Source organism: Solibacillus sp. FSL R7-0668 (genome assembly GCF_038006205.1).
Taxonomy (GTDB): domain Bacteria; phylum Bacillota; class Bacilli; order Bacillales_A; family Planococcaceae; genus Solibacillus.
Genome location: NZ_JBBOUU010000001.1, coordinates 778,621 through 791,844 on the forward strand (window position 1 = coordinate 778,621; position 13,224 = coordinate 791,844).

The following is a 13,224-nucleotide window of genomic DNA, read 5'->3' on the forward strand; positions in this document are numbered from 1 at the left end:
CAATTTAAACGAGAGAAAAGGGTGTCATACAATGGAAAAACGTAGAGTAGTTGTAACTGGAATTGGAGCAGTAACACCTGTTGGTAACAGCGCTGAAGCATCTTGGGAAAATGTACTTGCAGGAAAATCAGGAATTGGTCCAATGACACGTGTTGATACAAGTAAGTTTTCGGTATCCGTAGCGGCAGAAGTAAAGGACTTTAATATAGAAGAATATATCGAGAAAAAAGAAGCGCGTAAAATGGACCGCTTTACGCATTATGCACTTGCTGCATCTATGATGGCTGTAAAGGATGCTAATTTAACAATTACCGAAGAGTTGGCACCGCGAGCAGGTGTATGGATTGGCTCGGGTATTGGCGGTATGGAAACGCATGAACAGCAATTTTTAACATTCCAAGAGCGTGGCGTACGTCGTGTGAGCCCGTTCTTCGTACCGATGATGATTCCTGATATGGCTTCAGGTCAGGTATCAATTTATTTAGGTGCAAAAGGCGTAAACTCTTGCTCGGTAACGGCCTGTGCTTCGGGAACAAATTCAATTGGTGATGCATTTAAGGTAATTGAGCGCGGTGATGCCGATGTGATGATTACTGGTGGTGCAGAGGCGCCGATTGTGACAATGGCTGTTGCAGGATTTAGCGCCAATACTGCGCTATCACTAAACCCAGATGTAAACAGTGCTTCACGCCCCTTTGATAAAAATCGTGACGGCTTCGTAATTGGTGAAGGCGCAGGAATTTTAATTTTAGAGGAATACGAGCATGCAAAACAGCGCGGGGCAAAAATTTATGCGGAAATCGTTGGTTATGGGGCGACAGCAGATGCGCATCATATTACAGCACCAGCTCCAAATGGTGAAGGGGCTGCACGTGCAATGCAGATGGCGTTAAATGATGCAGAAGTAGCACCAGAACAAGTGGGTTACATTAATGCACATGGCACAAGTACGCCATATAATGATTTATTCGAGACACAAGCTGTCAAAACAGTATTTGGAGACCATGCCTACAAATTAGCGATGAGCTCAACAAAAAGTATGACCGGTCATTTATTAGGAGCAGCGGGCGGTATTGAAGCCATCTTTTCAGTGCTAGCATTAAAAGATGGCATTTTACCTCCTACAACGAACTTAGTTGAACCGGATCCAGATTGCGATTTAGATTATGTGCCAAATGTAGCGCGTAAAGCGGATATTGACTATGCACTTAGCAATTCGCTTGGCTTTGGTGGTCATAACGCATGTTTACTATTTAAAAAATATAGTGAATAACAAAAAACGAACGTAGCGGAAGTATATGCTGCGTTCGTTTTTCGTATGGTGTACAAAGGATGGTGCGTTGACTCGATTTGTACTATTTTTAGTTTGTTATGGCTTATGTGTGATGTCGATAAGCAATATGATTTTGTATCTTAATTATCGTACGCTAGGCTATTCCTGGCATGTAGTACTGCTATACATTGTGAATAGCGTAGAGCTCTATCTAGCGCTCGCTGCATTAATAGGACTGTTTATCGTCGTTTACGGCCTAGGCCCATCGCGTTCTCCATTTTCTTGAGTGTTTTAGAGGCGATGGCATTTGCTTTTTCTGCTCCTTCGTCTAAAATATCGTCTAGTTCTGGAGAGTCAATTAATGCATTGTAGCGCTCTTGAATGGGTGTTAAATGCTCGATAACCGCTTGTGCGACACCTGCTTTGAAATCGCCGTAGCCCTTGCCCTCATATTTCTTTTCTAAATAAGCGATGGATACATTCGATAATGCCGATTCGATTGTTAATAGGTTGGATACGCCTGGCTTGTTTTCGATGTCATATTTCACAATGCCTTCAGAATCTGTAACAGCTGATTTAATTTTCTTTTCAATTTCTTTTGCTGTATCTAATAAGCGGATCGTTGCTTTTGTGTTTGGATCTGATTTGGACATTTTCTTTGTTGGCTCTTGTAATGATTTAATACGAGCGCCTTCTTTTGGTAATTGAATGTCTGGAATTGTTAAGACATCATTGTATCGCTTGTTGAATCGCTCTGCTAAATCACGTGTTAATTCGATATGCTGTTTTTGGTCTTCTCCAACAGGCACGATATCGGTATTGTATAAAAGAATATCCGCAGCCATCAATGGTGGGTAGGTTAAAAGAGCGGCTAGTACCGTTTCTTTACCGCTTGATTTATCTTTAAATTGTGTCATACGCTCTAATTCACCGATTGTCGCCACGCATTGTAAAATCCAGCCTGCCTGTGCGTGTGCTGGTACTTCCGATTGGATAAATAATGTCGACTTTTTCGGGTCGATGCCACATGCGATATACATGGCGGCTAAAGAGCGAATGTTTTTACGTAGCTCTAAACGATCCTGTGGTACGGTAATGGCGTGCTGGTCTACGATGCAGTAAATCGCATTGCCTTGTTCTTGTAGTTCTGGGAATTGCTTAATCGCACCGATATAGTTCCCTAATGTAATTGTACCTGTTGGCTGTACGCCTGAAAAAATGGTTGTCATTGGTAAGTCCCCCTCATCATTAATCGATTTCGCCTTAGCAAAATAAAAAACATCATGCGTCCTCTATTCGAAAATAGAAGGGACGAATGATGTTAAAATCCGCGGTACCACCCAGCTTGCCAATATTGGCCACTCTTCTTCGTAACGTGAAGGCAACGAGCAAAACTACTGGAACCACAAAGGAAGTGTCCGTTCGTAAAGCTAACTCAGAAGTCCATTCCATTTAATGAATGATCTGTTTACACCAGCCACAGACTCTCTAAACATTCGATTTAAATGTACTACTCTTCGTCAACGTTTTTTATAATCTTGAAGGTGATTATAACGTATTGTGTGAAAAAAAGGCAATCATTTTACATAAAAATTTTTTGTATAAGAAGCTAGGAAAATGGAAATAGTAGGATTGGGTAGAGGAGTCATATGGATTCGGCTTGAATTGTCGGACTATTTTCTCAATTATTGTATTTAAATGAGAAATAATTTCTTCTTTATAGACGTTTGATGTGCATTATTTTGGGGTAAAAAATCATTGTTTCTTAAAATAATGGAATTCACGGTATTTAGAGCGAAAAACGTCATATAATTTTAGGTTGAGTTGCATTTATTTGTTGACAAGGTATATCCAAAGATGTGTATTTCATGTATAATAAGAACATAATCTTAAATTAAATTAATTCTAAACTAAGTATTTTTCTACAATTTTGCTTCTTTTGGAAGAAGACACTCATAGCAATTGAATTGAATCAATTAGAGAGGAAGTGAGACAATGTTAGTAACATTATTTACTTCACCAAGTTGTACTTCATGTCGCAAAGCGAAAGCATGGTTAGAGGAGCACGAGATTCCATATACTGAGCGCAATATCTTCTCAGAGCCTTTAACAATTAGCGAAATCAAAAAAATTTTACGAATGACAGAAGATGGCACAGATGAAATCATCTCAACACGTTCGAAAATTTTCCAAAAATTAAACGTTGATGTCGAAACATTACCATTACAACGTTTATACGAATTAATCCAAGAATATCCAGGACTGTTACGTCGTCCAATCATTTTAGATGAAAAACGACTACAAGTTGGCTATAACGAAGATGAAATTCGTCGATTCTTACCTCGAAAAGTAAGAGCTTATCAATTACAGGAAGCACAACGCATGGTTAACTAAATAAACGCGATACATGATGTTACATTTGCAAATTAGCGACTGTAACATCTTTTTTTTTTCACAAAAGTCCAAAGTTTTTATGTGTAATTGCGTATATTAATGTAAGCTAATTTTGTTACTTGATTTACAGTCGTAAGTGCAATACAATTGCAATTATTCAAATTATTTCGTGTGGATAATGTTTTTCCTTTTCATTTTTAGGCAATCCATCATACAATAGATTTATAGATACTTTAGTGTATGAAAAGTATCAAAGTTCTGATGTAATAGATAGCCATGTTGTATACTATTTTGTAAGGAAGCATGACGTTCTATACAATGACTGTGAAGGGAGTTGAGGTCTAATGGACATCGAACGCATTAATGAAAATACGTTAAAATTATTTATTACGTATAGTGATATCGAGGATCGCGGATATACGCGCGAAGAAATATGGTACAATCGCGCAAAAGGAGAAGAGCTATTCTGGGATGTCATTGGCGAGGTAAATACAGATGATTACTTCGATTTAGATGGGCCGATTTGGATTCATATAAATGCATCAGAAAGTGGTTTGGAAGTTGTTGTAACACGTGCAGCAGTGAACAATGATTCTGATACTTCATCGATGGCGGGTTCGTTTGAGGACGACCTTCATATAGCAGATCAGTTAAACGAGATGGAAGAATCGATTTTCAATTCAATCGGTGGAAAAGCAAATAAGGAAGAAGAGTCACTTGAAAATGCACGCTTCCGCTTTAAGGACATTGATGAATTAGTACCACTTGCCGAACGCGCTGTACAGCTTGGTGTCCCATCGGCATTGTATAAATGGGAAGACTACTATTATTTATTCGTTGATTTACAACATTTAGAGCAAGCAGAAGCGCGAAATGTTATTGCGTTATGCAGCGAATATTTACCAGCTTCTAAAATGACCATTCACCGTTTAGAGGAATACGCGGAGACAATCATTGCTGAAGACTGTTTCGAAACAATCATTAGTTATTTTTAACATATAGGACCACCTACGATTTATGTAGGTGGTCTTTTTCAATGCGTCTAGGCTAAAGCGCCAACCCTTGCCCATTTCAGTCTTTCCTTCAAAAGTGGTGAAGTGCTAACTTTTGAGTCAGGCCCTCCAATGTCTATCGGAGTTGGACGGGCGCATTTGATCTGCGAAATTGACAGTTTCCCATTAGTTACTTGTCGTAAGTTGAAATGGGAAATCATAGTCGTTAAGATTGGGGAAAAGGGTGATTTTATGCTAGTTGCGCATGACGAAAATCAGCAGCTTATCATTTTGCAACGCCAATTTTCAAGAGACGAACTACAAGTATTGAAGAAGCAGCATCAATTTTTTTGCCCACAATGTAACGAGCCCCTCCAATTAAAAATTGGCCAAATTCGAATTCCCCATTTTGCGCATTTGCAGCATAGTGAATGTGACAATCTATTTTCAGAGCGTGAATCAGAGGCGCATTTATTAGGGAAGCAACAGCTCTATGAATGGTTTGAACGACTTGAGCTAGCCCCCATTTTAGAGCCCTATCTCCCACAAATTCAGCAGCGGCCAGATTTATTAATTACGTATCAAAAACGCTTATTTGCGATTGAATTTCAATGCAGTCCATTACCATTGGAACTCTTTACAGCGCGCACGAAAGGCTATCTAGACGCAGAAATTACCCCCATTTGGATTGTGCAGAATTCCTTTGAAAGACTGAAGGATAATGGAGTCCAAAAAATAAAGATTAATTATACGATGAGCCAATATCTTTTGCACAACCAAGGACAATGTTATTTAATGACCTACGATGTGAAGCAGGAAATGTTTTTCTATATGAGTAATTTAACGCATTTAAAAAAGACGCAATATTTAGGTCAAGTCCACCGTTTACCACTCAAGCAACAGCAGTTTCCATTTTTAATTCCTTCTAAAATTTCCCGCCAAAAGTTCGAGCAATTCTTTTTGCAAATGCTGCAATTTCGAGATGACTATATGCACCCAAGACTGTTATTGAGTAAGCGTGGTGTGAATGACCGATTTTTGTTTGCGCTCTATGAATTACGCTTAACAGTGAATCAATTACCGATTTTTATTGGTATTCCTGTTCGAAATGCGAATGCTTTTGATGAATTTTGCGTAGAATGGCAAGTACAGTTATTTTATTTTTTGAAATGTCATGAACTAACACCCCAAACGATGAACGCCAATGCGATTCCTTATTTTTTTGAGTGGGCTAGTTTTGCCATGACGATGGAACGAAAGAAAGAAGTGACGTACTATTTAAGTTTGTTAAAACGATTAACAATTCAGTCTGCAACGGATCATTTGGAAAAAAAGCATTTAATTGAAGTGCTCTATGACGAATTGGTTGCAATTGGATAACGAAATTGTTTAAATAGACTTATAATTTCGAAATTCGGAATAGTGGGAGGCAATTATTAATGGCAAAACAAATTTTAACGCGTTCAGAAGTACCAGAACAATTAACATGGGATTTAACATCCATTTTCGAATCGGATGCTGCCTGGGAAGCAGAATTAAAAGAGGTAGAAAAGCTATCTGAACAAGCATCAAACTTTAAAGGGAAAGTGGCAGAAAGCGCGGAAAGCTTGTACAATACCTTACAATTTAGCGACGCATTGTATGAACGTTTACAAAAATTATATGTGTATTCGCATTTAAAGCATGACCAAGATACAGCAAACGCAACGTATCAAGATTTAGATGGTCGTGTGCGCTCGGTTTTTGCAAAAACAGGTGCAGCCTGGTCCTTTATTACACCAGAAATTTTAGCGTTAGATGAAGAAACGCTTAACAGCTATGTAGCAAGCTATGAGCCACTTGAGCTCTATAAACAAAGCTTAAAGGAAATTAATCTAGGACGTCCACATGTCCTATCAGCGGACAAAGAAGAGCTATTGGCGCAAATGTCTGAGGTTGCTTCTACAGCGAGCAAAACATTCAGCGCATTAAACAATGCCGATTTAGAATTCCCAACGATTACAGGGGAAGATGGCGAAGAGGTGCAAATTACGCACGGTAATTACATCCTAATGCTTGAAAGCGATAACCGTACTGTCCGTGAGGCAGCATTTAAAGCGGTGTATTCTACTTATGGCCAATTCAAAAACACATTTGCTGCGACTATTTCAGGGAATGTAAAAGCGCAAAATGCCAATGCGAAAATCCGCAATTACGATTCAGCACGACATGCAGCACTTAGCAACAACTTCATTCCTGAAAAAGTGTATGATCAATTAATTTCGACAATTCACGATTACTTACCAGCCCTTCACCGTTATGTCGCGTTACGTAAGCAAGTGTTAGGTGTTGATGAGCTACACATGTATGACCTTTTCACACCGCTTGTAAAAGAAGTAAAAATGGAAGTAACGTATGAGGAAGCGAAGAAAATAATGGTAGAAAGCTTTGCACCACTTGGACAAGAGTATCAAAATACAGTACAGCATGGTTTAGATAGTCGCTGGGTCGATGTATTAGAAAATAAAGGGAAGCGTAGTGGTGCCTACTCTTCAGGTACATTTGGGACGAATCCATATGTGTTAATGAACTGGCAAGATAATGTTAACAACCTCTACACTTTAGCGCATGAATTTGGTCACTCGATGCACAGCTATTACTCACGTGCAAATCAGCCGTACCAATATGCAGATTACTCTATTTTCGTTGCAGAAGTAGCTTCTACATGTAACGAGGAATTATTATTCGATCACCTAATGAATACATTAGAGGATGAAAAGCAAAAAATCTATTTACTGAATCAGTGGTTGGATGGCTTCCGTGGTACAGTATTCCGTCAAACTATGTTTGCTGAATTTGAGCATATGATTCACGAAATCGATGCAAAAGGCGAGGCGATTACAGCAGATAAATTAACGGCAATTTACTACGATTTAAATAAAAAATACTTTGGTGATGCGATGACTGTAGACGAGGAGATTGGTCTTGAATGGGCACGTATTCCACACTTCTACTACAACTATTACGTATACCAATACGCAACGGGTCAATCCGCGGCAACGGCATTATCCAAACAAATTTTAGAAGAAGGTCAGCCAGCTGTAGAGCGTTATATTAACAACTTCTTAAAAGCAGGTTGCTCTAACTTCCCAATAGAAGTATTAAAAGCCGCAGGCGTAGATATGGAGTCTCCAGAGCCAATTGCGCTTGCATGCCAAGTATTTGAAGAAAAATTATCTGAACTTGAAAAATTATTATTGAATAATTAATAGTTTGTGAAAACGCATCTGTTTAAGGTGCGTTTTTTGCTGTTTTAAAACGAAATTATGTTATTTTTCTCAGTTATTTTTTGGTAGGGTCAAGCTAATGGAAAAAACAGATTGCTTTATGAAGCCTTTTATATCAATAGTTTGAAGTATTTTTCATAGCGAAGAGTATGAAAACCGAATTAAAACGCTTACAAATCAATGGAAACGCTTTCTATTTGACGAATTTGTGAAAAAAGGCTAGTTTCATTGCAACAATTATTATTCCATGATAGAGTAATATACGTGAAATAAATCACATAACAAACATACACCCCTTTGTTTGAACGTGAACATTTCTCCCATCCCCTTTGTGAAAAAGAGGCGCACTATCTGTCGAGGATAGGGGCGCCTCTTTTGTTTTTGTTAAGATTCCAAATTTTAACCTGCTCCCTTTTAAATGTCCATAAAAAAACCAACCGACAAATGTAGGTTGGTCTGAATGATTATATAAGTGCTACTTTATTTTGCGCGCCAAAGCGTGATGTCGTCGGTCATGAGACGCTCGACTTTTTGCTGAAGCATTCGCTTTTTTAGCTCACGTTCAGCGGCTTGCTCATTAATGGAATAGATTTCAGCTACCTCAGCAGTTGTTAATGATGTAAAGCGATTGAACAATTCATCTAATGCCGGTGCTTGTTGGCAAATTAACTCTTCGCCAAGCAGCTCAGCTAAAATATGCTCGTAAACCTCATAGTTATAAGAACCACTAACTTTTAAGCCCTCATCCTCGATGCATTCGTTGAAAAAGACGATACTTGGAATTTCATCTACTTCCATTTCACGTGTTAAGTATAAATCACATTGGAAGGCACGTGCTGCTTCTTTTGAACCAAAATCTGTCATAAATTCTTTCATGTCTAAATCAACGTACTGTGCAATTTCGATTAATGTCGCATGTGAATTAATATTGCGCATTTTTAGTGAGGCAACTTCTTGTAATTTATTCAAATAGCGGAATCCAGCACGTTTACCTTGGAGTTCAGCTGCTTTAATTGCAATAGAAGGTAATGCTGGATGTGTAATATCCAATTCTGCTCCGGAAACACAGCCCTTCATACGGTTCGTTATGCTGTTCAATGATGCGAGCTCCGTACTTAGGACATAACGACATGTAAAGTAGTGACCATATTCAACTTGTAGCTTACGAAGTGTTAGCTGCATTGCGAGCGAACGTTCATCTAAGGGGTCAATGAAAATATAAAGTTCAATAGGCTTATTACATGTAGATGGTGTTATTGGTTGCTGTAAAACTTGGACATTATTCACTCAAATCCCTCCTCATCATTCGGGGCATTTACCATATGGTGAGCAGTCATCGCAAGGCGTTTGAAGTATACTTCACGGAATTTTCCGTCTAATTCAACCTCATCCATTGCTTCTGCCATACATTCTAGCCATGCTTGGGCACGATCAGGTGTTATTTTAAAATGCATATGTCGCGCACGCATCATAGGATGGCCATGTTCTTCTGTGAAGAGGTTCGGACCGCCAAGATACTGCGTTTGGAATTGAATCTGTTTACGAATCGTTTCTGTTAAATCTTCAGGAAAAATAGGAATTAGTAAAGGGTGCTTCGCCACTCGAGAGTAGAACGCATTTATTAGTTCAGAAAGCTTTTCAGCGCCGATTTCCTCATAAGGAACCGTATATTTTCGATTCATTTGTTGTACTCCTTTGTGTCTTACTTCGTCCTTTTGTAAATGGAACCCCATTTATAAAATAAAACGTTCATTAGGGCGATACAATTATTCTAGCAACGTAAACCGTTTTTAACAAATAAAGTGCCCTGCAAAATATTATGAAGGGCATTTTAACTATGCTTTATAATAATTTAAAACTTTCTTTACATAGTTTTGTGTTTCTTTAAATGGTGGGATGCCATCGTATTTTTTCACGTTACCGGGTCCTGCATTATAGGCAGCTAATGCCGTTTCAAGATTATTATCAAATTGATCTAACATTTGGCGTAAATATTTTGCACCGCCCATAATATTTTGTTCAGGGTCGGCGCTATTGGAAACCCCTAAATAACGCGCTGTTGCCGGCATTAATTGCATGAGACCCGTTGCCCCAGCTGAGCTAATTGCCGAAGGATTGAAATTCGACTCTTGTTTCATAACAGCGGCAATTAACTTTTCAGGTAATTGGTAAGCATTTGCAGCCTTTGTAATTTCCGCGCTGTATTTTTCAGCTCCGACCAGTAGATTTTCGAAGGCAGTCTTGCCTGTATAGTCTGTTACATATTGTTCGATTGAAGGACTAGCTGTTTGTTCATTTGCTTGACTGATTAGATTTTGCCATGAACTCCCATCTACACTGTTATTTAATAAAAACGTAGAAATGTATTGACTAGCTGTTGTCGAAGCAGCCGTATCCCCCTGCAAAGAGTTGACTAATTGTTGCAAGGAGTTGACATCTCCAAACGTTTCTACTGAACTGGATGTGCCAAGTCCTTGATCGTTTAATAAATCATTTAGTAAGTCATTAAATAATGTAGAGTTTGAGGATGATAATGTACTTGAACCCGTGCTGTCAGATGTGTTTAAGTTTTGCAATGCCTGTAACTCTAATAATGTTTTCATTGATGAAATATCCATGAAGGCACCTAACCTTTCTGATTAGTTAATGCCGTCATAAAGCGCACGATTTTTTTGGGTGCGGTTTGCGGCTCGATATTGTATTTTTGTAAAAACTGCAGAAACACGTTTTTTCCGTAGGTTTCATCATTTGTTTCATATTCTACCTCATAATCATCACAGTGCAAATAAAAAGAATGGTCAAAAACGAGTAAGCCCCCCTCGTAAGGAAGCTCCACACGGTCTGTTGTCAATGTTCCGTAGTGTTGTAAGTCGTTCGTCGGAATGTCAAAATGTGCAAGTCTCTCCTTTACATGGGGTGCTTCGATGCCGTTACCTGCAAGCATGTGCTCGGCTTGTTCTTGTGTGAGCATATCCGTTGTTTCTAAATGCTGATGCTCAGAAGTTTTTTCTTTTAATGTGCATTCGATGCTGTTGTCAAATGCTCGAATTCGTAACGCACTTTTCTTAGTTTTTAAATGCTGCCTAGAGGTATCGAAGTAATGATTTACTTGACGGATAATTTGTGAAGGCTGTACGGCAAAGTCTATAAGCATTTGCTCATATTGCGCCTTTGTTAACATATTTTTAAATTCAATTTCAATTTGTTGTGACATAAGCTGACTCCTTTTTATGGCTATTTTTACGCTTCCCTTCATCGTGAATCAATCCTGCTTTTCCTCAAAACCACTCTGCACCAATCGATAGTCATATGGTAAAATATAAAGTAACAGTTTTTTATAAAGGAGTTCAATTCACTTGCGAAATGTATATTTGATTACTCAATTTGACGTAGTACATAATGAAATCCATTTTATTTTAAATGAAAAAAAGCAACTTAGCCAATTTCAGCCAATCGGACAAGTATTGGCAGATTCAGATAATGAGGCGTTACTTTATATAATAGACGAAAATGATGCATATAGTTATTTGCGCTTTAATCAAGCTATTTGGCCGCAGCTCTTGCAAATGGTGCTGTTAAATCAAAAAGCAATGTTGAAAATGGCTGATGGAGTACTAGAATTAACAGATTTTACAGATGAGTTAAAAGCACTACTCTTTAATATTGAAGGAAACGGCAATTATGGAGATGCCTTTGTACAAATGATTGAAAAGGCTTTTGCCGATTTTTTTGCGCATAAATAAAGTATAATAAATGCAGCAAGTTGTTGTGAAATAGTAGGGGACGAAAGCTACTATTTTGAGTTGGGAGGTTTTGAAAATGGGGCAATGGGAAATATTTTTAAGTCCATATAAACAAGCGGTGGACGAGTTGAAGATAAAATTAAAAGGGATGCGCTCACAATTTGGCATCATGAGTGCAAACTCGCCAATCGAATTTGTGACAGGTCGAGTGAAGCCACTCGCTAGTATATATGATAAATCGCTTGCGAAAGGCATCCCATTTGAACCAACGGCGAATTTAGGTAATGAACTTCAAGATATCGCGGGCGTACGCATTATGTGTCAATTCGTGGATGATATCGCAACCGTGTCCGAGCTCATTCGCCAGCGTGATGATATGAAAATCATCGAAGAAAAAGATTATATTTCGCATAGTAAACCGAGTGGCTACCGGTCACATCATATGATTATTGAATATCCTGTCGAGACAATTCAAGGACGCATTGTCGTTGTGGCAGAAATTCAAATTCGTACATTAGCAATGAACTTTTGGGCATCGATTGAGCATTCATTGAACTATAAATATAAGGGCGTTTTCCCTGAAGAAATAAAAAACCGCTTACAAAGTGCAGCGGAGGCAGCATTTCGTTTAGACGAAGAAATGTCATCTATTCGTAGTGAAATCCAAGAGGCGCAGGCATACTTTAACGAAATAAAAGAAGCAACGAATCCAGCTATCCATAAGTCAAACGACAAAGAGGAGCGTGAACATTTATGAAATTTGCTATTCAATCACGCAGAGACAGCCAATCAAACGAATTGATGGAGCTCGCAAAATCATATTTAATCGATTTCGGTTTACAATTTGATGAGGAACAGCCGGAAATTGTTCTTTCAATCGGAGGGGATGGTACGCTATTACATGCGTTTCATCGCTATGCCCATCGACTCGATAAAACGGCTTTTGTAGGGATTCATACAGGGCACTTAGGCTTTTATGCCGACTGGAAGCCTTCTGAACTCGAAAAGCTCGTACTATCGATTGCCAAAAAAGAATTCAATGTAGTGGAATATCCGCTATTAGAGGTACAAGTACATCGTCATAATTCAGAATCAAGTACGTTTTTAGCCTTGAATGAAGCAACCATTAAATCGCCGGATGTTACGCTCGTGATGGATGTAGAGCTTAACGGCGAGCATTTCGAATGTTTCCGTGGCGATGGCTTATGTATTTCGACACCATCAGGCAGTACCGCTTACAATAAAGCATTAGGCGGGGCGATTATTCATCCGACATTGCAGGCATTCCAAATTACTGAAATGGCCTCAATCAACAACCGCGTATTCCGTACAGTAGGTGCATCACTTGTGTTGCCAGCGCATCATAACTGTGTATTAAAGCCCGTCAATGAACAGCGATTTAATATGACGGTCGACCATGTTAGTATGACGGAAACCGACGTAAAATCGATTACCTTTAACGTTGCAAATGAAAAAGTACGCTTTGCACGCTTCCGTCCATTCCCGTTCTGGGAGCGTGTGCATGATTCATTTATTTCGAACGAGTAGAATGAGGC

The 13,224-nt window shown here is 38.8% G+C and carries 13 protein-coding genes and 1 other annotated feature; of the genes, 8 read left to right on the forward strand and 5 right to left on the reverse strand.

Annotation, left to right across the window (positions count from 1 at the left end; all coding sequences use genetic code 11):
• Nucleotides 1-31 precede the first annotated feature (31 nt).
• The gene (gene fabF, locus MKX47_RS03520; protein WP_340771177.1) at nt 32-1,273 is read left to right on the forward strand and encodes a beta-ketoacyl-ACP synthase II; all 1,242 of its coding nucleotides are present in this window, start codon (nt 32-34) and stop codon (nt 1,271-1,273) included.
• Between the two features lie 239 nt (nt 1,274-1,512).
• On the opposite strand, the gene trpS is transcribed toward fabF, so the two are convergent.
• Nucleotides 1,513-2,502, reverse strand: coding sequence for a tryptophan--tRNA ligase (gene trpS / locus MKX47_RS03525; protein WP_340771179.1), 990 nt, complete (start codon nt 2,500-2,502; stop codon nt 1,513-1,515).
• Between the two features lie 75 nt (nt 2,503-2,577).
• Nucleotides 2,578-2,806 (reverse strand) — a binding site (T-box leader).
• 462 nt (nt 2,807-3,268) lie between these two features.
• On the opposite strand from trpS, the gene spxA reads away from it, so the two are divergent.
• From spxA to pepF, 4 genes are all read left to right on the forward strand, one after another.
• Entirely contained in the window at nt 3,269-3,667 is a 399-nt protein-coding gene (gene spxA, locus MKX47_RS03530) for a transcriptional regulator SpxA (protein WP_340771181.1), read from the forward strand.
• Nucleotides 3,668-4,011: 344 nt separating this feature from the next.
• Nucleotides 4,012-4,662 carry an adaptor protein MecA gene (gene mecA / locus MKX47_RS03535; RefSeq protein ID WP_340771182.1) on the forward strand — a complete coding sequence of 217 codons (651 nt, stop codon included), beginning with the start codon at nt 4,012-4,014 and terminating at the stop codon, nt 4,660-4,662.
• 249 nt (nt 4,663-4,911) lie between these two features.
• Nucleotides 4,912-6,039, forward strand: coding sequence for a competence protein CoiA (locus MKX47_RS03540; protein WP_340771184.1), 1,128 nt, complete (start codon nt 4,912-4,914; stop codon nt 6,037-6,039).
• Between the two features lie 59 nt (nt 6,040-6,098).
• Nucleotides 6,099-7,907, forward strand: a complete 1,809-nt coding sequence (gene pepF, locus MKX47_RS03545) for an oligoendopeptidase F (RefSeq protein WP_340771185.1) — start codon at nt 6,099-6,101, stop codon at nt 7,905-7,907.
• A 498-nt stretch (nt 7,908-8,405) separates the two neighbouring features.
• Here the strand turns inward: pepF and MKX47_RS03550 are convergent, their stop codons facing one another.
• From MKX47_RS03550 to MKX47_RS03565, 4 genes are all read right to left on the reverse strand, one after another.
• Nucleotides 8,406-9,212, reverse strand: coding sequence for a DsbA family protein (locus MKX47_RS03550; RefSeq protein WP_340771188.1), 807 nt, complete (start codon nt 9,210-9,212; stop codon nt 8,406-8,408).
• The gene (locus MKX47_RS03555) at nt 9,209-9,607 is read right to left on the reverse strand and encodes a globin domain-containing protein (protein WP_340771190.1); all 399 of its coding nucleotides are present in this window, start codon (nt 9,605-9,607) and stop codon (nt 9,209-9,211) included. The genes MKX47_RS03550 and MKX47_RS03555 overlap by 4 nt, the downstream gene beginning before the upstream one ends.
• A gap of 153 nt (nt 9,608-9,760) precedes the next feature.
• Nucleotides 9,761-10,543, reverse strand: a complete 783-nt coding sequence (locus MKX47_RS03560; RefSeq protein ID WP_340771193.1) for a lytic transglycosylase domain-containing protein — start codon at nt 10,541-10,543, stop codon at nt 9,761-9,763.
• 8 nt (nt 10,544-10,551) lie between these two features.
• Nucleotides 10,552-11,139 carry a CYTH domain-containing protein gene (locus tag MKX47_RS03565; RefSeq protein WP_340771196.1) on the reverse strand — a complete coding sequence of 196 codons (588 nt, stop codon included), beginning with the start codon at nt 11,137-11,139 and terminating at the stop codon, nt 10,552-10,554.
• Nucleotides 11,140-11,281: 142 nt separating this feature from the next.
• On the opposite strand from MKX47_RS03565, the gene MKX47_RS03570 reads away from it, so the two are divergent.
• From MKX47_RS03570 to MKX47_RS03580, 3 genes are all read left to right on the forward strand, one after another.
• Nucleotides 11,282-11,668: a UPF0738 family protein gene (locus MKX47_RS03570; protein WP_340771198.1), complete on the forward strand. Its 387-nt coding sequence runs from the start codon at nt 11,282-11,284 to the stop codon at nt 11,666-11,668.
• A gap of 76 nt (nt 11,669-11,744) precedes the next feature.
• A complete protein-coding gene (locus MKX47_RS03575) occupies nt 11,745-12,425 on the forward strand; it encodes a GTP pyrophosphokinase (protein WP_340771200.1) in 681 nt (226 codons plus the stop codon).
• Nucleotides 12,422-13,216: an NAD kinase gene (locus tag MKX47_RS03580; protein WP_340771202.1), complete on the forward strand. Its 795-nt coding sequence runs from the start codon at nt 12,422-12,424 to the stop codon at nt 13,214-13,216. Before MKX47_RS03575 ends, MKX47_RS03580 begins: the two co-directional genes overlap by 4 nt.
• Nucleotides 13,217-13,224: the final 8 nt, after the last annotated feature.